Annotated in this window: 20 protein-coding genes and 1 riboswitch; of the genes, 12 read left to right on the top strand and 8 right to left on the bottom strand. The window is 62.3% G+C overall.

Features of this window, described 5'->3' with window-relative positions; all coding sequences use genetic code 11:
• Nucleotides 1–10: 10 nt before the first annotated feature.
• Nucleotides 11–925 carry a transglutaminase family protein gene (locus tag AC1DU8_RS12950; RefSeq protein ID WP_477667461.1) on the top strand — a complete coding sequence of 305 codons (915 nt, stop codon included), beginning with the start codon at nucleotides 11–13 and terminating at the stop codon, nucleotides 923–925.
• On the opposite strand, the gene AC1DU8_RS12955 is transcribed toward AC1DU8_RS12950, so the two are convergent.
• The gene (locus AC1DU8_RS12955; RefSeq protein ID WP_477667462.1) at nucleotides 891–1865 is read right to left on the bottom strand and encodes a LysR substrate-binding domain-containing protein; all 975 of its coding nucleotides are present in this window, start codon (nucleotides 1863–1865) and stop codon (nucleotides 891–893) included. The two genes, AC1DU8_RS12950 and AC1DU8_RS12955, sit on opposite strands and share 35 nt — an antisense overlap.
• A gap of 81 nt (nucleotides 1866–1946) precedes the next feature.
• Here AC1DU8_RS12955 and AC1DU8_RS12960 point away from each other — a divergent pair, with 81 nt between their 5' ends.
• The 5 genes from AC1DU8_RS12960 to AC1DU8_RS12980 all read left to right on the top strand — a co-directional run bounded on the left by AC1DU8_RS12960 (nucleotide 1947) and on the right by AC1DU8_RS12980 (nucleotide 6591).
• On the top strand, nucleotides 1947–3143 hold the full coding sequence (locus AC1DU8_RS12960; protein ID WP_477726842.1) for a pyridoxal-phosphate dependent enzyme: 1197 nt from the start codon (nucleotides 1947–1949) through the stop codon (nucleotides 3141–3143).
• Between the two features lie 44 nt (nucleotides 3144–3187).
• A complete protein-coding gene (locus tag AC1DU8_RS12965; RefSeq protein WP_477726843.1) occupies nucleotides 3188–4153 on the top strand; it encodes a tripartite tricarboxylate transporter substrate binding protein in 966 nt (321 codons plus the stop codon).
• Nucleotides 4154–4378: 225 nt separating this feature from the next.
• Nucleotides 4379–4831 carry a RidA family protein gene (locus AC1DU8_RS12970; protein ID WP_457278917.1) on the top strand — a complete coding sequence of 151 codons (453 nt, stop codon included), beginning with the start codon at nucleotides 4379–4381 and terminating at the stop codon, nucleotides 4829–4831.
• A complete protein-coding gene (locus tag AC1DU8_RS12975; RefSeq protein ID WP_477726844.1) occupies nucleotides 4815–5705 on the top strand; it encodes a hypothetical protein in 891 nt (296 codons plus the stop codon). The genes AC1DU8_RS12970 and AC1DU8_RS12975 overlap by 17 nt, the downstream gene beginning before the upstream one ends.
• A gap of 86 nt (nucleotides 5706–5791) precedes the next feature.
• A riboswitch (FMN riboswitch) is annotated at nucleotides 5792–5953 on the top strand.
• 125 nt (nucleotides 5954–6078) lie between these two features.
• Nucleotides 6079–6591, top strand: coding sequence for a 6,7-dimethyl-8-ribityllumazine synthase (locus tag AC1DU8_RS12980; RefSeq protein WP_477667466.1), 513 nt, complete (start codon nucleotides 6079–6081; stop codon nucleotides 6589–6591).
• 94 nt (nucleotides 6592–6685) lie between these two features.
• Here the strand turns inward: AC1DU8_RS12980 and parC are convergent, their stop codons facing one another.
• The 4 genes from parC to AC1DU8_RS13000 all read right to left on the bottom strand — a co-directional run bounded on the left by parC (nucleotide 6686) and on the right by AC1DU8_RS13000 (nucleotide 13207).
• Nucleotides 6686–9040: a DNA topoisomerase IV subunit A gene (parC, locus tag AC1DU8_RS12985; protein WP_477667467.1), complete on the bottom strand. Its 2355-nt coding sequence runs from the start codon at nucleotides 9038–9040 to the stop codon at nucleotides 6686–6688.
• 129 nt (nucleotides 9041–9169) lie between these two features.
• Nucleotides 9170–10012: a lytic transglycosylase domain-containing protein gene (locus tag AC1DU8_RS12990; RefSeq protein ID WP_457278921.1), complete on the bottom strand. Its 843-nt coding sequence runs from the start codon at nucleotides 10010–10012 to the stop codon at nucleotides 9170–9172.
• 118 nt (nucleotides 10013–10130) lie between these two features.
• Nucleotides 10131–11240 (bottom strand): hypothetical protein, encoded by a 1110-nt coding sequence (locus AC1DU8_RS12995; protein ID WP_457278922.1) that lies wholly within the window; start codon nucleotides 11238–11240, stop codon nucleotides 10131–10133.
• Nucleotides 11237–13207, bottom strand: coding sequence for a DNA topoisomerase IV subunit B (locus AC1DU8_RS13000; RefSeq protein WP_477701711.1), 1971 nt, complete (start codon nucleotides 13205–13207; stop codon nucleotides 11237–11239). Before AC1DU8_RS13000 ends, AC1DU8_RS12995 begins: the two co-directional genes overlap by 4 nt.
• Before the next feature lie 191 nt (nucleotides 13208–13398).
• Here AC1DU8_RS13000 and AC1DU8_RS13005 point away from each other — a divergent pair, with 191 nt between their 5' ends.
• The 6 genes from AC1DU8_RS13005 to AC1DU8_RS13030 all read left to right on the top strand — a co-directional run bounded on the left by AC1DU8_RS13005 (nucleotide 13399) and on the right by AC1DU8_RS13030 (nucleotide 19321).
• Nucleotides 13399–14619 carry an MFS transporter gene (locus AC1DU8_RS13005; protein WP_457278924.1) on the top strand — a complete coding sequence of 407 codons (1221 nt, stop codon included), beginning with the start codon at nucleotides 13399–13401 and terminating at the stop codon, nucleotides 14617–14619.
• 191 nt (nucleotides 14620–14810) lie between these two features.
• Nucleotides 14811–15620, top strand: coding sequence for an SDR family oxidoreductase (locus tag AC1DU8_RS13010; protein WP_457278925.1), 810 nt, complete (start codon nucleotides 14811–14813; stop codon nucleotides 15618–15620).
• 100 nt (nucleotides 15621–15720) lie between these two features.
• Nucleotides 15721–16332, top strand: a complete 612-nt coding sequence (locus AC1DU8_RS13015) for a class I SAM-dependent methyltransferase (protein ID WP_477726845.1) — start codon at nucleotides 15721–15723, stop codon at nucleotides 16330–16332.
• 105 nt (nucleotides 16333–16437) lie between these two features.
• Entirely contained in the window at nucleotides 16438–17322 is an 885-nt protein-coding gene (gene dapA / locus AC1DU8_RS13020; protein WP_477688916.1) for a 4-hydroxy-tetrahydrodipicolinate synthase, read from the top strand.
• A 31-nt stretch (nucleotides 17323–17353) separates the two neighbouring features.
• Nucleotides 17354–18499 carry an outer membrane protein assembly factor BamC gene (gene bamC, locus AC1DU8_RS13025; RefSeq protein WP_457278928.1) on the top strand — a complete coding sequence of 382 codons (1146 nt, stop codon included), beginning with the start codon at nucleotides 17354–17356 and terminating at the stop codon, nucleotides 18497–18499.
• A gap of 48 nt (nucleotides 18500–18547) precedes the next feature.
• A complete protein-coding gene (locus AC1DU8_RS13030) occupies nucleotides 18548–19321 on the top strand; it encodes an MBL fold metallo-hydrolase (RefSeq protein ID WP_457278929.1) in 774 nt (257 codons plus the stop codon).
• A 105-nt stretch (nucleotides 19322–19426) separates the two neighbouring features.
• On the opposite strand, the gene AC1DU8_RS13035 is transcribed toward AC1DU8_RS13030, so the two are convergent.
• The 3 genes from AC1DU8_RS13035 to AC1DU8_RS13045 form a co-directional block, all read right to left on the bottom strand.
• Nucleotides 19427–19657 (bottom strand): hypothetical protein, encoded by a 231-nt coding sequence (locus AC1DU8_RS13035; RefSeq protein ID WP_457278930.1) that lies wholly within the window; start codon nucleotides 19655–19657, stop codon nucleotides 19427–19429.
• A gap of 219 nt (nucleotides 19658–19876) precedes the next feature.
• Complete coding sequence (locus AC1DU8_RS13040; protein WP_477688915.1) at nucleotides 19877–20392, bottom strand: hypothetical protein; 516 nt, start codon at nucleotides 20390–20392, stop codon at nucleotides 19877–19879.
• Nucleotides 20393–20422: 30 nt separating this feature from the next.
• On the bottom strand, nucleotides 20423–21652 hold the full coding sequence (locus AC1DU8_RS13045; protein WP_477688914.1) for a JmjC domain-containing protein: 1230 nt from the start codon (nucleotides 21650–21652) through the stop codon (nucleotides 20423–20425).
• Nucleotides 21653–21666 lie beyond the last annotated feature (14 nt).

Here is a 21666-nt window from a genome sequence, read left to right on the forward strand (position 1 = left end):
GAGTTTTCCCGTGCTGCTTCACGTCGTTCACGAAACCCGTTACCGCTATGCCCCTGTGGTGGAAAACGCGCACCATGTTGTGCACCTCAAGCCCGCCAGCCGAAACGGCCAGACCCTGCTGGACTATGCGCTGCGGGTGAATCCCGAACCGGTCCAGCTGCGCGAAACCGAAGACGTCTACGGCAACACGCGCACCTACTTCTCCCTGCAGGCGGCACATGAGAGCCTCACCGTGGTGGCCGACAGCATCGTCTCCACGTCGGCCCTCAACCCGCTGCAATCAGAAGCGACGCTGTCCACCGGCAAGCCTGCATCGCCCGCCTGGGAGCAGGTGCGCGAACAGTTCCGTTACCGCGCCGGCGCGGCCTACGACAGCGCCTCCGAATTCCTCTTCGCCTCGCCCTATGTGCCGCGCGACGATGCCTTCATTGAATTTGCCCGCCCCAGCTTCCTGCCTGGCAGGCCGCTGCCCGAGGCGGCGCGCGACCTGATGGAACGCATTCACAGCGCCATGACCTACGAAAGCGAAAGCACCGAAGTCAACACGCCGGCGCTCGAGGCGCTCAAGCTGGGCAAGGGGGTGTGCCAGGATTTCGCGCACATCATGGTGGCCTGCTGCCGCGCCATGGGCCTGCCGGCGCGTTATGTCAGCGGTTACCTTCTCACCACGCCACCGCCCGGCCAGCCACGGCTGGTGGGCAGCGACGCCTCGCATGCCTGGGCTTCGGTGTACTGCCCCGGCCTGGGCGCCTGGCTCGACTTCGACCCCACCAACAACCGCGCGCCGGGTGAAGATTACGTCACGCTGGCCATCGGCCGCGACTTCCTCGATGTATCGCCCATGCGCGGCGTGATACGCGGCGGCGCACAGCACATCCTGGACGTGGCCGTTACGGTGGAGCCGGTGGCAAGCGCCGGGAACTGAGGGGCTTGCGCGAAGCTGTCGGCTCTTCCAGCAGCGAACCCTCCGGCAGGCTGCGTGCCAGGCAGCGCCGGCACAGGCTCACAAACTCCTGCGCGGCACCCGACTGCGCCTGGCGCGGCTTGAAAGCCAGCAAGGCCCTGAACGACACATCAGCCGCCAGCGGAACGCTGCGCAGGCCCAGCGCCACATATTCACGCGCCACCAGCGGATTGGTAACTGCCAGCCCGGCCCCGGCCAGCACCAGCGAACACTGCGTTGCGCTGTAAGGTGTTTCAACCACAAAGCGCGGCTGCACACCCGCCTGTGCAAATGCGGCTTCCAGCCGGCGCTGGGCTGTATCCGAGGCGGACAGGCCGACCAGCGGCACTTCTGCGAGATCCCTGGGCTGCAGGACCTGCTTGCGCGCGAGCGGGTGGGCCGCGGGCATGACGCATACCGCAGGCACCTGGTAAAAAAGCGAAGACACCAGGCCGCTGGTGTCCGCCTCGTCGCCCAGGAAAGCCAGGTCCACCGCCCCCTGGAACAACGCCTCGCGCAGCACTTTCGAGCTGTCGACCAGCAGCAGGCAACGCGTGCGTGGATAGCTGCGCTGGAACTCCGCCAGCGCCCAGGGCATCACGCTGGCGGCCATGGCATGCAGTGAACCGATGCGCAGCACGGTGTCTTCATGCGACTGCAGGGCCACGATTTTTCGCTGTACGGCTTCCAGGCCTTCGTAGACCCGCTCAACCTCTTCCATCAGCGCGTGCGCCTCCGGCGTGGGCGTGAGCTTGCCTTTGGGCCGGTCAAACAGCTTGAGCCCGGCGCGCGCTTCGAGCTGCTGCAGCAGCTGCGTGACCGCCGGCTGGCTCACGTGCAGCGCCGCCGCCGCGCGGTTGGCGGTGCCCAGCCGCATGACCATGCGGAACACCTCAATCTGACGTGCACTGGCTTCAGCCATGGCTTCTTCCTATAAGTTTTACTTATTTTAAATCGCAAACAAGCGATGCATGAGAGGCCACGGTCTTCGTACCATCTGCCCATGAATCCTGTTTTCCCCGAATCCCTTCCAAGCCCTCAGGCATGGAACGCCATCAGCCGCAATCCCCGGATGACCGGGCTGCGCTGCATCCTCTGCGCCCGTAAATACCCGCTGAAGGATTTGCCCACCGGCTGCCCGCACTGCGCGGCGCAAGGTACGCCCGCCAGCCTGGAAGCCGTTTACACCGGGCTGCCCCAAACACTGAAAACTGCCAGTACAGGTTATAAGTGGGGAGACTGGCTGCCTTACACCCACGGCGTGTCCCTGGGCGAAGGCGACACGCCTTGCCTGGACCTGCCGCGCCTGGCGCGCGAGCTTGGCCTGCGCCAGCTCAGCGCCAAACACGAGGGCATGAACCCCACCGGCTCGCACAAAGACCGCATGTCGGTACAGGCCGTCAGTCGGGCGCTGGACGCAGGCGCACAGACCGTGGTGCTGGCTTCCAGCGGCAACGCAGCAGTGTCGGCAGCAGCCTATTGCGCCGCGGCCGGACTGCCCTGCGAAATCGCCACCTACCGCGACATGCCGGCGCCTTTTGCGCGAGCCCTCCATCACCTGGGCGCCCGGCGCGTGGTGTTCGACCACGGCTTTGACCGCTGGAGCCATGTACGCCGGCGGGTCGAGCAGGACGGCGCATTTGCGCTCACCAACTACAGCGTGCCCGCGGTCGGCAGCCCGGCCTTTGGCGTGGAAGGCTACCGCGCGGTGGCGCTCGAATTTGTCGCCGGCGGCTGCGTGCCGGACCACGTGCTGGTGCCCACTGCGCGCGGCGACCTGCTCTGGGGCATTTACAGCGCACTGCGTGATTTGCACCAGGCGAAACTCATCGGGCACATGCCCAGGCTGTGGGCCGTTGAGCCGTTCCCCCGCCTTTCCCGCGTACTCGAGGGTGCGCCACTGCAATCGGAATTTAACGGCCAGACGGCACAATTTTCAACAGGCGGCAGCACCGTCACGCTGCAGCAGCAACTGGCCGTGCAGCAGTCAGGCGGCGGCGCCGTGGCCATTGATGATGCCGGCGCCATTGAGGGCAGCGCCCGACTCGCGGCGCAAGGCCTGTGGGTGGAGCTTTGCGCCGGCGCCTGCCTCAGTGCGCTGGCGCACCTACGCGCACTCGGCCAAGTACAGGCATCAGAACACGCCTTGCTGCTGCTCACGGCCAAAGGCGACCGCGACACCTTTAACCCCATCCCTTGACCACACGACTCCTTTTTCTTCAGCCCGCAAAGGAATTTTTCACCATGAAGACCCGACTGCTCCCCCCCCTGCTTCTGGCCTGCGCCACCCTGGCGGGAACCGCCCATGCCGCCTACCCCGACAAACCCATCCGCCTCATCGTGCCCTGGGCGCCCGGTGGCAGCACCGACGCCATCGCCCGCGCGATTGCCCAGCGCATGGGCGAAACCATGGGGCAAAGCGTGGTGGTCGACAACCGCTCCGGCGCTTCCGGGCGCATCGGCACCGAAGCCGCGGCCAAGGCCGCGCCTGACGGCTACACCTTCGCCATCGTCGAGCTGCCGCATGCGATTGCGCCGGCCGTGTTCAACAAGATGCCCTACGACCTGCTGCGCGACTTCACGCCGGTGTCCATGGTCGGCACCTCGCCGCTGCTGCTGTTTGCCGGCGGCGCGCAGTACAAGAATGGCGACATCAAGGGCTTCCTCAAAAACTACCGGGGCAGCAAGGTGCCGCTGGCGCTGGCCCACAGCGGCAATGGCTCCATCAGCCACCTTTCCAGCGAACTGTTCGCCGGCGCCACGGGGATCAAGGTCAACGCCATTCCCTATCGCGGCTCCGCACCCGCGCTCACCGACGTCGCAGCCGGCCAGGTGGACGCGCATTTCGCCACGATGGCCAGCGGCAGTTCGCTGCTGGGCGCGAACAGGATCTCTGCCTTGATGGTGACCGGCAATGCGCGCCTGGCTACCCTGCCCGGCGTGCCGACCGCGCGCGAAGCCGGCATCGAGGGCATGCAGTTCAACCAGTGGTGGGCGCTGGTGGCGCCGGCCACCACGCCGATCGAGATCGTCGAGCGGCTGCGCAGCGAAGCGGTGGCGGCGCTGGCGCACCCTTCCACGCGCGAGCGCCTCACCACCCTGGGCATTGACCTGAAAGGCTCGACACGCGACGAACTGCGTGCCTTCATGCGCAACGAAGTAGACCGCTGGGGTGCTGTGGTGCGAAAGGCCGGCATCAAGCCCGAGTGACGCCGGCATGTGGAACGGTGAAAGGGGGCGCGGGACAAGCCGCGCAGGCCCTGCGCCGTTCCATCATTTCCTTTCATGACCCCAAAGGCCTCCGGAACCCGGGCACCATCCTACAATTCCCTGCACTACCAGCCGGCCGCGCCGCTTTATTCGCTATCAAAACAATAGCTGCTCGCGCTTATATTCATTGGGCTGGTGCCATTTTTCTTCACCAAAAGGATCACCATGAGCGCCTACGACAAGCTGAAAGCACTGAACATCACCCTGCCAACCGTGGCAACGCCCCTGGCAGCTTACCTGCCCTTCGTGCAGACCGGCAACCTGGTGTTCCTGAGCGGCCACATCGCCAAGAAGGACGGCAAGCCCCTCGTCGGCCAGCTCGGCAAGAACATGACGACAGAAGAAGGCAAGGCCGCCGCGCGCTCGGTCGCCATCGACCTGATGGGCACACTCGAAGCCGCCGTCGGCCTGGGCAAGGTCAAGCGCATCGTCAAGCTCATGAGCCTGGTCAACTCGACCGGCGACTATACCGAGCAGCACCTGGTGACCAATGGCGCCAGCGAGTTGTTTGCAGAAGTCTTCGGCGACGCCGGCAAGCATGCACGCAGCGCCTTTGGCGTGGCCCAGGTTCCCATGGGCGCTTGCGTCGAGATCGACCTGGTTGCTGAAGTCGAGTGAGACAAGACGTCAGGCCGGAGCTTTGTACCCCCGGCCTGAATTTGACTTCCAGCAGAACCTTCTTCATGGCAAGTGCAACGAAGTTTGCACGGAAGCCGACTTTCTGAAAGTATTCACCATGAACAAGGAAAAGCGGCATTTCGGCAAACTCGCCAAGCTCGGGATGTCTGTCCTGTACCTGGCTTTGGCCTGTCCCCCGCTGGCAGTTGCCCAAGCTCCTGCGGGTGCAGCCAACGACATCAGGTCTGTCTGGAATTTATCGCTCCAGCCCTGCAACGGCGGAGGCGGAAACCTCATGGTGCGCAATGCAGACGAAGCGACCATCAAGTCCACCCGAAAAATCATCCTGAAGGACGCGGGGTTTCAAATTGCCGTGCCGCAGCTTCCCGAACTGGAACGAACGCACGTCAAGCTTTTCCTGAACGACAAATCGCGCGGGGTCACTGATCACTATGTGCTGCTTTCCCCGGGAGATCTGGCTCCCCCGATTGCCGCGATCGTGGTGACAGAGCTTCCTTCCAATATGAGAAGCAACGCAAGCGGTCTGCGTGCTGCGGCCGACTTACAGGTCAAGTCATCCCGCGGCGCGCCGTTTTCCTTCTCCAGGTTGACCGGCCCGTTTGGTGAGTCCATTGAACTCCTGGTGCCCAACAGGATTGGCTCGCATTGCTTCCCGACGGCGGACTTTCAGGTCTCACCGGACGCCTCTGTACTGAACACGCTGGGCATCAGCAGGTTCTCGGTCATTGGAGACAAGCTGGTCGAATTTGCACTGATCATGCGAATCCCCAGCGGAACCAGCAAGGAAAAAGCGATTGCAGACGCAAGAAAGCTGATGGACAGCTACTGGACCTCGCTGAGTACCCTCCTCTGAGCTGGCGAAGGCCAGGGCATTCACCCGCCCGGCAAAGGTTTCTCGCAAACCATAAAATTCACTTCGCCCCGGTCATTTTGCCGGGGCAGCGTTCTCAGGGCGGGGTGAAATTCCCCACCGGCGGTGTTTGCAGGCAACTGCATCAGCCCGCGAGCGCCTGGTTGCCGTGCCTCATATGGCAACCAGGGTCAGCAGATTCGGTTCAACTCCGAAGCCGACGGTCACAGTCCGGATGAAAGAGAGCGCGATGTTTACGGCTGTGCCGTGGGCGTTTACGACTGGGCGCGTTCTGCGCTGCGGTCGTCCGCGTGTCCACGCGCAAAGCCGCAGGCTCGTGCGCCCTGATTCTGGTAACACCCAACAGAGGCCATCCATGAGTCAGTCAACCCAGTTCCCCGTTTCCACCAACCATTCCAGCGGCTCCTCCCACAAGGCACGTTTTGCCTTTATCCAGTCGTCCTGGCACGAAGACATCGTGGACCAGGGCCGCGGCGCCTTCCTGGCCGAGATGGCCCGGCAAGGCGTGGGCGCTGAATCCATCGACACGTTTGAAGTGCCCGGCGCGTTCGAGATTCCGCTCCACGCGAAAAAACTCGCACAGTCGGGCCGTTATGCAGGCGTGGTCTGCTGCGGGCTGGTGGTGGACGGTGGCATCTACCGTCACGAGTTTGTGGCCGATGCGGTGATCAGCGCGCTGATGGGTATCCAGCTGGAAACCGGCGTGCCGGTGTTTTCAGCGGTGCTGACGCCGCAGCATTTTCATGAGCATGACGAACACCGAAAATTCTTCACGGAACATTTCCTGACCAAGGGCAAGGAAGTGGCGCAAGCCTGCCTGGAGACGGTGGCGGGCCTGAAAAAGCTTGATCTGCTCTTGGCAGCTTGATTGCTGAATAGCTGCTGACCAGACCGGTGAGCGCAGCATCTTGCTATTAAATCAATAGCTGCTTGCGCCCGCCAGTTATGACCTTCAGTCAGTTTTACTCAACGCGGCTGATGCCGGTGGGTTTGAAGCCCAGGTCGGCCGCCTTGCCCTTGCGCGCGCGCGCCGCACGGGCATTGTTCAGGCTGCGGATTTCCAGCGTTTCCTCACGCGCCTTGCCGCCGCGGCCAATGCCTTCAATCTTCACGCTGCGCGTGTAGGCGGCTGCACCAGCCAAAGTGTCTTTGGCTTCGAGGTCGATCAGCATCAGGCCGCGCCCGCCGGCGGCCTGCATCTTGAGTTCCGCGATTTCAAACGTCAGGATGCGGCCGCCCGTCGAGGCGCAAGCCACATGCGTGGCCGGCACCAAGGGCGCCGATGCGCTGGTGAAGGCGGCATGCGAAGGCCTGCAAATGGTTTCACCTTCAGCGCAGCTGATAAAGGCCTTGCCGGCTTTGAGGCGCGACGTCATGTTCTCGACCGTAGCGAGGAAGCCGTAGCCGCCGCTGGCGCTCAGCAGCAATGCGGCATTGGACGGGCCCGCAAAATAATGCACCAGCTGCGTGCCGGACTCCAGGTCGATCAGGGTGGTGAGCGGCTGGCCGTCGCCGCGCGCACCGGGCAGCAATGACACCGGCACCGAATAAATGCGGCCGCGTGAGCCGAAGGCCAGCAACGTGTCGATGGTGCGGCATTCGAAGGTACCGTAAAGCCCGTCGCCCGCCTTGAAGGCGAAGCCTGCCGGGTCATGTCCGTGACCGTTGCGTGCGCGCACCCAGCCCTTGTCGCTGATGACCACGGTCACCGGCTCGTCGAGCACCTTGACTTCGAGCACGGCCTTTTTCTCGGCCTGGATCAGCGTGCGGCGCGCATCGGCGAATTGCTTGGCGTCGGCCTCGATTTCCTTGACCAGCAGGCGCTTGAGCGCCGCCGGGCTGCCCAGGATTTCCTCGAGCTTGCCCTGCTCTTCGCGCAGGTTTTTCAGGTCCTGCTCGATCTTGATGGCTTCAAGCCGTGCCAGTTGGCGCAGGCGGATTTCAAGAATGTCCTCGGCCTGGATTTCGCTGAGCTTGAAGCGCTCTATCAATGCGGGCTTGGGCTCTTCCGACTGGCGGATGATGGCGATCACCTCGTCGATGTTGAGCAGCACCAGTTGCCGCCCCTCGAGGATGTGGATGCGGGCCAGCACTTTGTCGAGCCGGTGCTGCGATCGTTTTTGCACCGTGGTCTGGCGGAACTCGATCCACTCCGTCAGCATCTGGCGCAGGTTTTTCTGCGTCGGCTTGCCGTCCAGCCCGACCATGGTCAGGTTGATGGGCGAGGAGCTTTCCAGGCTGGTGTTGGCCAGCAGGGTGTTGATGAGCTCGGACTGGCTGATCTTGCTCGTCTTGGGCTCGAACACCAGGCGCACGGCGGCGTCCTTGCTGGATTCGTCGCGCACCACGTCGAGCACGGCCAGGATGGTCTGCTTGAGCTGCACCTGGTCCTGGCTCAGGGCTTTTTTGCCGGCCTTGATTTTCGGATTGGTGAGCTCTTCGATTTCCTCGAGCACTCGCTGGGTGCTGACACCGGGCGGCAGTTCCTGCACCACCAGCTGCCATTGGCCGCGCGCGAGTTCTTCAATCTTCCAGCGGGCACGCACCTTGAGCGAGCCGCGGCCCGTGCTGTAGGCCGCCGCGATTTCCGCGCCGCTCGAGATGATCTGCCCACCGCCTGGGTAGTCGGGCCCGGCGATCAGCGCGTACAGCTCTTCGTCCGCAAGCTTGGGCGTCTTGATGAGCGCCACGCAGGCATCGGCGACTTCGCGCAGGTTGTGACTGGGGATTTCAGTGGCCAGGCCCACGGCAATACCGCTGGCGCCGTTGAGCAGCGTGAAGGGCAAGCGTGCCGGCAACTGGCGCGGCTCTTCAAAGGAGCCGTCGTAGTTGGGCACAAAGTCGACCGTGCCTTCGTCAAGCTCGTCGAGCAGCAGCGTCGTGATGCGCGCCAGCCGAGCCTCGGTGTATCGCATGGCCGCTGCGCCGTCGCCGTCGCGGCTGCCGAAATTACCTTGTCCATCGACCAGCGGATAACGCTGGCTGAAGTCCTGCGCCATGCGCACCATCGCGTCGTACGCCGCCTGGTCGCCGTGCGGATGGTATTTGCCCAGCACGTCGCCGACAACGCGCGCGCTCTTGACAGGCTTGGCACCGCTCGCGCCATTCGCCCCGCCAAAACCCAGGCCCATGCGCGACATGCTGAAGAGGATGCGGCGCTGCACCGGCTTCTGGCCATCGCAAACGTCGGGCAAGGCACGGCCCTTGACGACGCTGAGGGCATATTCAAGGTAAGCCCGCTGCGCGTACGCGGCCAGGGAATCCTGGTCTGCGGGTTCGGGGATCGGGGCTACGGCGTCCGGTGTAAAGAGATCCATCTTGAGTTTGGCTTGGCGGGTAAGGTGGCGTGAGGCATGCCGGCACACGCGGGTGCGGCCGCCACAGGGTTACAAAAAAGGAAAGCTGTCTATCAGGCTGCCGGGCAGGACACAAGGCGCATTGTGACCTCAGTACGGCTCGGGCAAGGCCTCTGGCGTGGCGGTGGACACCACCGTGGGTGACACCATGTTGCCGCGGCCGGTGGCCCCGCCCATCATTTCCATGCGAACGCGGCCGCCGGACGCCATGCTGGGTGGCTTGAGGTGGTTATAGAGCTGCATCACGGTCTTGACGTAGTTTTTGGTTTCGGGATAGTTCGGAATCTTGTTGCCGGCACGCTGAACGGCGCCCTCGCCGGCGTTGTACGCAGCGATGGCCAGTTCGAGCTGGCCGGGAAACATGGCAATCAGATCACTGAGGTAGCTGGAGCCGGCCCGGATGTTGGTCTTGGGATCGGTGAGCCTTTTGTGGATGGTGGAATCCTTGGTGGCCCGTACGCCATAGCGCTCCGCTGTCGGCGGGATCAGCTGCATCAGCCCGACCGCACCCTTGGGCGAAACGGCCTGGGCGTTGAATCCGGATTCGGTGGCGATCAGTGCCTGCAGCAGCTCGTAGTCGATGCCGTGTTTGGCGGAAGCCTCGCGCAGCAGGTGCTTGACGGCCTTGTAGTTGGGGGACACATCAAAGTAAGCAAGCAGCTTGGGCGGCGCATTGGCCACACCGGTGGCCCGGTTGGCGCCGTTGCCGACGGCTTTGCCGCTTTTGGCAACGTTGTCGCCTGCGCTGAAACTTTCAACACCACGAAAGAAAAGCTCATAGCGCTCATCCAGCCGCACAGCCGAAAAATGCGCAATGCCATCTTTGTCCACGTAGCCCCAGATGTCGGCATGGGCAGATTGCTGCGACAGCAGCATTAGCAGGCTCAAAAAGAAACCCGGCCAGAGCCTGGGTTTGCCACTAAAAATTTTCATAAAAGAAATCCATTGTTGATTGCTCAACCATCCAGGCAAACCTGTCGGCCTCAGGCCGTCGGAACCACGAGGTCAGCTTGCAGGAACGGTAAAACATCAAGTTATTCATCGTCACGAGTCAGGACTTCAGTGTGAGCACAATTCTTAAAACGGCCCCACCAATCATGACAATCAGCAAAACCACCATTCCCCTGTAAAACCATTTCAGCGGCTTCAGGCGCTCATCCAGTGCACTCATGTTGTGCTTGAAAGCATTTACTTCTGCATTGGCCGCTGAACTCATCCGTTCGAGTTCAGCCTGCATTTGACGGTCAATTTCCGCCAGTCTTTTTTCATCAACAGGTCCCGACCGGTTCATTCGCTGCAGCTCGGCAAACAGCAGGTCACTCTTGCGGTTTGCCTCCCTGCGGAGTTCAGCAGCTTGCTCTCGCTGCTCCGCCACGTCAATTGCTTCAAGGTAGTTCCAGCCCTTGACCCTTCGCCCACCTGATTTGTCCGCGATGAACTGGACGGCCCGAACGACGAGCTCCGGGTCTCTTCCTAAAAAATCGCAACCAAACTCTACTACCGCAGGCTTCTCCCTTAATTTGGGACCCGTCCAATGAAGCGACCTCGGCACCAAGGCAGATTTCAGCTCGTTGAACGTCGCCGGATCAAGCGCCAACATCAAGATGGCTTTCTTTTGCCCCTTGACTTCAAACTGCTTAAGGTCGATACCGCGAATATGCTTCCAGGCGATAGCGGGCAAGCCGCAGAGCCTCAGGCCCAGCAAATCCGCCTTCAACGCGCTGCCGGATTGCCATGCGGCATAACCTGAAACAAACAAACTGCCAATGTACACAAACAATAGAACAGCAAAACTGCTCAGCAAGGCCACGGGAACCAACTTCCCTTCCTGCCAGGTCGCCCTTGCCAGCAAACCCGTTACCCCAAAAATCAGCAACAGCGCAACGACAAAACAGAGCCAGCGAAACCAGCGAAATGGCACGTCCAGCGCACTGTCGCTAAACAGCAGCGCCTCCAACGTGACCTCCTTCTCCGCCTGCTGCTTCTTTCTGGCGATGGCCTTCTCTGAAAAAATCGACAAACACAAACCACCTGCGGCAAGAGCGAAAGCAAAGCCGGAGGCCATGAATTCATGGCGCGCAAGTGCCACCGTCGCCCAGAATGCGGCAAGCACCAGTACCACGATGCCCATCACACGCGCAAACGACAGGAGAAGCCTCAAACGTCCACCTCGACGCTGTCTCCGTGCAACTCCATCAGTTCGCGGCGCGCTGCGGCCTCGCCTTTGCCCATCAGCTTGGTGATGAGCGTCTCGGTTTGCAGAAAATCCTGGTTGCCCAATTGCACGGGCAACAGGCGGCGGGTGTCAGGATTGAGTGTGGTTTCCCATAATTGTTCCGCGCTCATCTCGCCCAGGCCCTTGAAGCGGCTGATGCTCCAGGCGCCTTCCTTCACGCCATCCTTGCGTAACTTGTCCAAAATGGCAATCAGCTCGCCTTCGTCCAGGGCATACACCTTGGATGCCGGCTTTTTGCCGCGGGCCGGCGCGTCCACCCGGAACAGCGGCGGCCGGGCGACATACACATTACCCGATTCGATCAATTTGGGGAAGTGGCGGAAAAAGAGGGTCAAAAGCAGCACCTGGATGTGCGAGCCGTCCACATCGGCGTCGCTCAGGATGCAGACCTTGCCGTAGCGCAGGCCGCTCAGGTCGGGCGTGTCATTGGGGCCGTGCGGATCGACGCCGATGGCGACCGCGATGTCGTGGATTTCGGTGTTGGCAAACAGGCGGTCGCGCTCGACCTCCCAGGTATTGAGCACCTTGCCGCGCAGCGGCAGGATGGCCTGGCTTTCCTTGTCGCGGCCCATCTTGGCGCTGCCGCCGGCCGAATCGCCTTCGACCAGGAAGACTTCGTTGTGCGCCAAATCCCGGCTTTCGCAGTCGGTCAGCTTGCCGGGCAGCACGGCGACACCTGAGCCCTTGCGTTTTTCGACCTTCTGGCCGGCTTTCTGCCGGGTTTGGGCGGCCTTGATGGCCAGTTCGGCCAGTTTGCGGCCGTAATCGACGTGCTGGTTAAGCCAAAGCTCCAGCGTCGGCCGAACAAAGCTGGACACCAGCCGTACCGCGTCGCGTGAATTGAGGCGTTCCTTGATCTGGCCCTGGAACTGTGGATCGAGCACTTTGGCGCTCAGGACATAGCTGGCACGGGCAAAAACGTCTTCGGGCAAGAGCTTGACCCCCTTGGGCAGCAGCGAATGCAGGTCGACAAAGCTCTTGACGGCATTGAAGAGGCCGTCGCGCAGGCCGCTTTCATGCGTGCCGCCGGCGCTGGTGGGAATCAGGTTGACGTAGCTTTCGCGCACCGGCTGGCCCTCTTCGGTGAAGGCCACGCACCACTGCGCGCCCTCGCCTTCGGCAAAACTCTCGTGCGAAGCGTCGGCAAAACCTTCGCCCTCAAACATCGGGATCACCGGGTCGCCGGTCAGGGTCTGCATCAGGTAGTCGCGCAGGCCGCCCTTGTAGAGCCAGGTCTGGACGTCTTTGGTTTTCTCGTTGGTCAGCGTCACCGTGACGCCGGGCATCAGCACCGCCTTGCTGCGCAGCAAGTGCGTGAGTTCAGCCATGGGCAGCGCGGCCGATTCAAAGTATTTGGCATCGGGCCAGGCGCGGACGGTGGTTCCGGTCTTGCGGTCGCCCTCGCCGTTTTTGCGCAGGTGCAGTTTCTCGGTCACGTCCCCGCCGGAGAACACCAGATGGGCGACCATACCTTCACGGTAGGAGGTGACTTCCAGGCGTTTGGACAGTGCATTCGTCACGCTCACGCCGACGCCGTGCAGGCCGCCCGAAAAGCTGTAGGCGCCGCCCTTGCCCTTGTCGAACTTGCCGCCGGCGTGCAGCCGGGTGTAGACGATCTCGATGACCGGCACCTTTTCTTCCGGGTGCAGGCCAAAGGGAACGCCCCGGCCATCGTCATCAACGCTCACCGATCCGTCGGTATGCAGCGTCACCTTGATCTTCTTGCCGTAGCCGGCCAGGGCCTCGTCGGCGGAGTTGTCCAGCACCTCCTGGATGATGTGCAGGGGGTTGTCGGTGCGGGTGTACATGCCCGGGCGCTGCTTGACGGGCTCCAGGCCCTTGAGCACGCGGATCGAGCCTTCGGAATATTCGGTGGGTAGTTTGTCAGCCATGGCAGATGAAAGAATTGCCGCAATTGTAGTCGGGGCCGCAAAAGTCACTGTACAAACATACAGCTCACCTGATTCATGGATGGGAACGAAGGACGGCCCCGGCAGTGTTTCGCCATTTTCGTTACAGTCGGCAAAGAGCCTCCCGGCCGCCTCAGGCCTTTCCTTTTTTCGCCACTCGAGGCGACTCGCCCATGACCACCGACACCAAAAAACTCTCCATGCTGCAGGTGCTGATCTGCGGCGCCACCATCGTCACGCTGTCCATGGGCATTCGCCACGGCTTTGGCCTCTGGCTGCAGCCCATCACGCAGGCGCAGGGCTGGACGCGCGAGACTTTTGCCTTTGCGCTGGCGGTGCAAAACCTGTCCTGGGGCGTGTTCGGCATCTTCGCCGGCATGGCGGCCGACCGCTTTGGCGCCTTCCGCGTGATCGTGGGCGGTGCTCTGCTTTACGGGCTGGGCCTGGTGGGCATGGCGCTGTCGCCCACCGGTTTCCTGTTCACCCTGACAGCCGGCGTGCTGATTGGCGCCGCACAGGCCGGAACCACGTATGCCGTGATTTACGGCGTGATCGGGCGCAATATTTCGGCCGACAAACGCTCGTGGGCCATGGGCGTGGCCGCGGCGGCGGGCTCATTCGGCCAGTTCCTGATGGTGCCGACCGAAGGTTTGCTGATCAGCAGCCTGGGCTGGAAAGAGGCTTTGCTGGTGCTGAGCGGCGCGGTGCTGCTGATTGCGCCGCTGGCATTGGGCCTGCGCGAAGGCGGTTTTACCGGCGGGCAGCCTGCCAAACGCGAGCAGACCATTCTTCAGGCGCTGCGCGAGGCTTTCAAGTACCCGAGCTTTCAATTGCTGATGGCGGGTTACTTTGTCTGCGGCTTCCAGGTGGTGTTCATCGGCGTGCACATGCCCAGCTACCTCAAGGACAAGGGCCTGTCTCCCCAGGTGGCCAGCTATGCGCTGGCGCTGATCGGCCTCTTTAATGTGTTCGGCACCTACATTGCGGGCTCGCTGGGTCAGAAAATCGCCAAACGCAAGATCCTGGCGACGATTTATCTCTCGCGCGCCATCGTGATCGCCGTGTTCCTGGCGGCACCGCTGAGCCCCTTGAGCGTTTACATCTTTGCCAGCCTGATGGGCCTGCTGTGGCTGTCGACCATCCCGCCGACCAACGCCGTCGTGGCGCAGATCTTCGGCATCCAGCACTTGTCGATGCTGGGCGGCTTTATCTTCTTCAGCCATCAGATCGGCTCCTTCCTGGGCGTCTGGCTGGGCGGCTATTTGTATGACCGCACGGGCAGCTACGACATCGTCTGGTACATCGCGATTGCATTGGGCGTGTTTGCCGCGCTGGTGAACCTGCCGGTGCGTGAATCACCGATTGCACGCGCGGCCGTGCCCCAAGGGGCCTGAGATGGCCAAAAGAATCGGCCTGTGGACGCTTGCGATCATCGCGTCGCTGGGGGTGTTTGCCCTCTACACACGGCCGGATTTCCTGTTCACACTCGCCAACCAGGTCTGGGCCTGCTTCTAGCGCAAGGCCCTTCCCAGGGGTTTTATGTGTGTTTTGGGCTGCGGCCCAATCAGGACGGGCGCAAGCAGCTATGAAAACAATAGTAATTACCGGAGCCTCTGACGGCATAGGCGCTGAAATGGCGCGGCAATTGGCCAAAACCCACGGTGCCGGCGTGGCGCTGGTGCTGGCCGCGCGCAATGAAGCACTGCTCAATGAGGTTGCGGGCCAATGCGCTGCCCATGGGGCGCTGACCCTGGCCGTCAAAACCGATGTGTCGCAAGAGGACCAATGCCGCCAGCTGGTGGCCGCCGCCATCGGCCGGTTCGGGCAAATCGATGCCTTGATCAACAACGCAGGCATGTCGGCGCAAGCCCTTTTTGAAGACGTCAAGGCCCAGGACCTGGCCTGGTACGAACAGTTGATGCGCATCAACCTCTGGGGCAGCGTCTGGTGCACCCATGCCGCCTTGCCTTACTTAAAAGTGCGCCACGGCAGCATCGTGGCGGTCTCCAGCCTGGCGGGCCTGATCGGTGTGCCGGGCCGCACAGCCTACAGCGCCACCAAATTCGCCATGACGGGCTTCTTCGAGGCATTGCGCGCCGAGCTTAAAACGGCCGGTGTCAGCGTAACGACGGCCTACCCGGGCGTGGTCGCCACCCGCATCCGCCACCGCGGCTTCAACGCGGCCGGTGAGGCGGCCGGTGCCAGCGGCCTGAAGGAAGACGACGCCATGAGCGTGGAAGAATGCGCACGGCTCATCCTTGAGGGCATGGCGCGCCGGGAACGCGAGGTGGTCATGACGGCCAAGGGCAAGCTGGGCCGCTGGCTCAAGCTGATCGCGCCGGGCCGGGTCGAGGCGATGGCGCTCGCCGCGCTCAAAGATGACGTAAGACCATGAATACAGCCCCCACGCTTGTCACTCCGAGCCTGCGGCGCGCTGCCCCTGATGTCACTTATGGGGCGCATTTTTCCTTGGGGCGGCCCGGCGGAAAAACCCTATGACCGGTACCGCGCATGGCACGGAACCACCCTCCGCCTGGGTGCAGCGCTGGTCGCACCTGGTGCCTGAGCGCGGCGTAGTGCTGGACGTGGCCTGCGGCCATGGCCGTCATGCCCGCTGGTTTTATGAACGAAATCACCCTCTGGCCCTTGTGGATCTTGCGCAAGCAGCTATCGAATTCATAGCATCAGCTCTTCCCACGCGCCCCGCCCAAACCGTTGAAGCCGTGGTGGCCGACATTGAGGAAGGTCCCTGGCCTTTTGAAGGACGACAGTTTGAAGCCGTCATCGTCACCAATTACCTGTGGCGGCCGCTCCTGCCCACGCTGCTGGCCAGCCTGGCGCCGGGTGGCGTGCTGATTTACGAAACTTTTACGCAGGGCAATGAAACGGTAGGCAAACCCTCGCGCCCCGACTTTTTACTGCGTCCCGGTGAATTGCTGCAGGTCTGCCAGGGCCTGAAAGTGGTGGCCTTCGAGGAGGGTTTTGAGGAGCGTCCGCCACGCTTTGTCCAGCGCATCGCCGCCGTCCGCGACTCAGCCACCACTGCGGGTTTATCCGCCCCCCTTCATACCGCGGAAGGGGGTCCACCCCGCTATAGACTGACCTAGGCTCTGGGTAGAATGCAGGATTGGCCTTTTCCGGGGCCGGCTTGAAGCTGTTCAGGCCGGAACACCCCAGATACCTGCATGGCCGCGAACGTTTACAAGCAGAGCATGAAACCCATTACTGGCAGCATCGTTGCACTGGCAACGCCCTTGCACGAAGACGGCAGCGTAGATTACCCCACCCTGCGCAAGCTGGTTGACTGGCACATTGCCGAAGGGACCGACTGCATCGGCGTGGTCGGCACCACCGGCGAATCCCCAACCGTCAATGTCGAAGAACATTGCGAAATCATCCGGGTGTCAGTTGAGCAGGCCAAAAAGCGCGTGCCGATCATGGCTGGCTGCGGTGCCAACTCAACGGCCGAAGCCATCGAATTGGCCAAATTTGCCAAAGGCGTTGGCGCGGACTGCCAGCTGCAGGTCGTCCCTTATTACAACAAGCCCACCCAGGAAGGCCAGTACCGGCACTTCAAGGCGATTGCGGAAGCGGTTGGCGACCTCCCCACCGTGCTTTACAACGTGCCCGGCCGCACCGTCGCCGATATGGCGCATGCCACCGTGCTGCGCCTGGCCCAGGTGCCCGGCATTGTCGGCATCAAGGAAGCCACCGGCAATATCGAGCGCGCCCAGTGGCTGATCAAGGAAGTGCCCAAGGGCTTTGCCGTGTATTCAGGCGACGACCCGACCGCGGTGGCGCTGATGCTTTGCGGCGGCCAGGGCAATGTCAGCGTGACAGCCAACGTCGCGCCCCGCCTCATGCATGAACTCTGCGTGGCCGCAGTGGCCGGCGACACCCGTCGCGCCATGGAGCTGCAACTTAAATTGCTGCCGCTGCATCGAAACCTCTTTGTCGAAGCCAACCCGATTCCCGTCAAGTGGGCCATGGCCCGCATGGGTCTTTGCGGTGGGACGTTGCGCCTGCCGATGACGCCGCTGGAAGCATCGAATGAAGCCACCGTGGAAAGCGCCTTGCGCATCTGCGGCCTGATCTGATTTGCCTGATCTGATTTTTAAGGGAACCCAAGTGAAGATATTGCCAACACATCCTGCATTTTCCAAAGCCCGGAGCGCCGCAACCGTGTCTGCACTGGTTGCCCTCAGCCTGCTCGCCGGCTGCTCTTCCATCAGGGATGTGATGGAAGGCGAACGCGTCGACTACAAAAGCAGCGGCGCCAAAGCCCCTTCCCTGGCGATCCCTCCCGACCTGACACAACTCAGCCGCGAAACCCGTTATGTGGTGCCCGGTACGGCGGTGTCCGCCAGCAGCTACCAGGTTGGCCAGCCGACACAGGCCGTGCAGACAGCCGCAGTGACCGTGGGCGACGTTCGCATCGAACGCGCAGGAAGCCAGCGCTGGCTGGTGGTGAACCGGCCGGCAGACAAGCTCTGGACGCCCGTGCGCGATTTCTGGCTGGAGAGCGGCTTCCTGCTGTCCCAGGACCAGGAAAACCTCGGCATCATGGAAACCGATTACGCTGAAAACCGCGCCAAGCTCCCGCAGGATTTCATCCGCAACACTATCGGCAAAGTATTCGACAGCCTGTACTCCACAGGTGAACGCGACAAGTTCCGCACACGGCTGGAGCGCCGCCCTGATGGCGGCACCGAAATCTATGTCAGCCACCGCGGTATGGTCGAGGTGCTGACCGGCGTCAAGGCCGGCTCCACCGGCGGCGACAGCACCATGTGGCAACCCCGCCCTGCCGACCCGGAGCTGGAAGCCGAATTCCTGCGCCGCCTGATGGTCAAGCTGGGTGTCACGCAAGAGCAATCGAAGGCCCTGGTGGCCGCCGGTGCAGACAAACAAACCTCGCGGATCGCCACTGTCAACAGCCAGCCCGTCGTGCAGATCGACGAAGGCTTTGAACGTGCATGGCGCCGCGTCGGACTGGCACTGGACCGCACCGGGTTCACGGTTGAAGACCGCGACCGCAGCCAGGGAACCTACTTCGTGCGCTACGTCGAGCCCATCGTGAACAAAACCGAGCCCGGTTTCTTCAGCAAGCTGTTCAGCGGCTCGCCAGCCGCCGTGCCGCCGTTGAAGTACCGTATCGCCGTCAAGAGCCAGGGTGAAAGCACCACGGTGTCGGTCCTCAATGCCCAGGGTGCCCCTGAAGCATCGGCCAATGCCCAGCGCATCATCCAGGTGATTGCCGACGATCTGCGGTAAATCCCGGTTCGTGATCCTGTTCATCCCGACTGAAGATTCCATACCGGTGTGCTGAGGTTCAAAAGCCTGGGCAGTGGCAGTTCAGGCAATGCCACACTGGTTGAAGCGTCGGGGATCACGCCGCTTCGCATTCTTGTCGACTGCGGGTTGGGGCTCAAGCACCTGCTCTACAGGCTCGGTGAGGCGGGCCTGCAACCCGAAGACATCCACGCCGTGTTCATCACCCATGAGCACGGTGACCACATCGGTTGCGCGCGGTCACTGTCGCTTCGCTACCGGATCCCGGTCTGGATGAGCCATGGCACCCACGCAGGCATAGGGGCACCAGATTTTGACGGGTTGCTGCACAAGGCGCGCGACGGGAAAGCCATTGACCTCGGCGGCATGCAGCTGACGCCTTTTACGGTGCCCCACGATGCCCGGGAACCCTTGCAGCTCAGCTGCACCGATGGCTCGGCAAAGCTGGGAATCCTCACTGATCTCGGTCATGCCACTTCGCATGTACTGGAACACCTTGGGGGCTGCGACGCCCTGATGCTGGAGTGCAACCACGATTCCGACATGCTGGCCCAATCGTCCTATCCCGCATTCCTGAAGCGGCGGGTGGGCGGCCAATTTGGGCATCTTTCCAATACGGCCGCTGCGGATGTCGCCCGCGGCGTCATGCATCAGGGGCTACGCCACCTGGTGGCAGCCCATCTCAGCGCGCAAAACAACCGGCCGGAGCTGGTGCAAGCCCTGATGGCCGAGGCCCTGGGCTGTGGCGCAGAAGACATTATTGTGGCCAGGCCCGACGTCGGCACACGCTGGATCCATATCTGAGGAAGGGTCGTGGGCCCTGCAATGCGGGTGCATACCGGCCATCGCGGCAAACAAGCGCCCATAAAAAAGCCGCCTCGCGGCGGCTTTTTTCGACTCGCTGAAGAATTACTTCGCAGCGCTGGCTGGAGCGGCGGTAGCAGCGGCAGCAGCGGCAGCAGCGTCAGCAGCAGGTGCCGATGCAGGTGCAGATGCGGCAGCGGCAGGAGCCGATGCGTCAGCAGCAGGGGCTGGAGCTGGTGCAGCAACTGGAGCTGGTGCTGGAGCTTCTTCTTTCTTGCCGCAAGCAGCCAGAGCAACAGCGGCAACGATAGCTGCCAAAACGAGTGACTTGTTCATTTTTACGATCCTTGATGATATTTAAGAAAACAATTTCCGGAAATTGCCAAAAGAAAACCCAAACCGGAATTCAAGTTATTTTTGACCGGGGAAAGGACTCGAGCTCTTTCTACCCAGCTTTAAATTATATGCCGGATATTACAAATGGGAACGCAAGCCGGAAAACCCTAAGCCAGCCTTTACAGGCCTGTAGCGCCCTCAGACGCACAAATGCCCGCCTTAAAGCCCCAGCGTGGTGGCGGGGAACGACGGCGAACTTTTCAGCAAACGCTCATTGATGCGCTCCCTCAACGCCACCCGCCTCGCAACCTCAGAGCCGGCAATGCCAGTGCAGCGCTGCACATCCAGCCGCTCAAAGACCCAGCCGGGGCCGAGCAAGGCGCTGGGCATATCGTCCGCCGCACCCGACGCATTGGCACGGCATTCCACAATGTGCGCCCAGGTACGCCGCCAGGTGACGAACCGGGCGTGCCGCCTGACCACTTCATCGTAGTTTTTTGCCAGCATCGTGAATTTCCGGCCCGTCATGGACCAATCATTCAGCGCCTGAACGACTGCACGTTCTCCCAGGGGCCAGTCTTCGAAATCGGGATCGCACACAATGATTTCACGCCACCCCTGTGCGGCTGCCGCTGAAAGCGACTTCCTGATCAACTCCGTGAAATCGCTGCGGCCGGTAAACCGGCCTTCCAGCAAGGCGGGCGGCAGGGCAGAACTGGTTTTTTCCGTATCCATAAAACGTCTCCAGGCTGTTTGGCAATCAGGTCAGTCGTCTTCCGCAGGCAGCGTCTGCCGCAACCAGCCCGCGTCGTGCCAGTCGCCCAGCAGCGCGATGGCAGATGCGCCAGCCTTGCGCAGCTCCCGGGGGGCCAGGCTGCGCTGGTCGGCCAGGCGGTGCATCAGGGCAGCATCGGCACCTTTGGCGCGATAGCTTTCGCCATTGATAAACACATGGTCGCTGTCATACATCATCCGCGTGCGTGTGTCGAGATGCACGCCGGCACTCCCCTGCCGCGCCGCATCGACATCCCACTCGCACTCCACCTCATCAAACCATACCGAAGGCTTGGGTTCGGTCATGTATTCGCCCAGGGCGCAAGCCACGGCCAGGGGATCTTTCAACGCGTCCAGAACCGCCTGGCCGGCGAAGGCCGTGAGCTCTGACGGCATGGCGGCCGGTGTTGGGGTTGCGGCCTGCCCCGCATCGCGGTACAGGCGGGGCCGTGCCTTGCGGCCGAGTTCTTCCGCGGCAGATTCATCACCCTCATGGCGATCGTCCTCAGTGAACTCGGCCAGGCGATGCAGCAGTTCCGCGGCAAGTTCCCCCTGTGCAGGCGACCTGAATCCGATGGAATATGTCATGCAATCTGCAGGTTTTCCGTCGGCCTGCAGCGACGCCTCGGCAATGCCGTCGTGGGCATAGCGCGGAGGCAGGTAGAGCATGTCGCCCGCTTCCAGTACAAACTCTTCCTCAGGAACAAAATTCTGGAGGATTTTCAGCGGCACGCCTTCCTGCAGCGTCAGGTCTTTCTGCCGCCCGATCTTCCATCGCCGCCGGCCGCTGGCCTGCAGCAGAAACACGTCATAGCTGTCAAAGTGCGGCCCAACGCCGCCGCCGGGCGTGGCAAACGAAATCATCAGGTCGTCGAGCCGGGCATCAGGCACAAAACGGAACTTCTGCAAAAGCGCATGCGCGCCGGCGTCATGCAGGTCCACCCCCTGCACCAGCAAGGTCCAGGCTTTCTGGCTCAGCGGCGGGAGGCTTCGCGCGGCAAAAGGCCCCTGTTTCATCCGCCATCCCTTGGGCTGCTGGACGATCAGCCGGGACTCGACTTGCTCACGCGACGCGAGCCTGAACAGTGCTGCGCGGCTGAGCACAGGTTGCAGCCCCGGCAGCGCCTGGCGGATGAGAAGCGGCTTTTTTTGCCAGTGCCGGCGCATGAATTGCGCCGGGCTCAGGCCGGCGAGGAGCTCTAGAGATTGATTTACATCCATGGGACAATTGTCGG

Source organism: Polaromonas sp. P3_A5, from assembly GCF_056403055.1.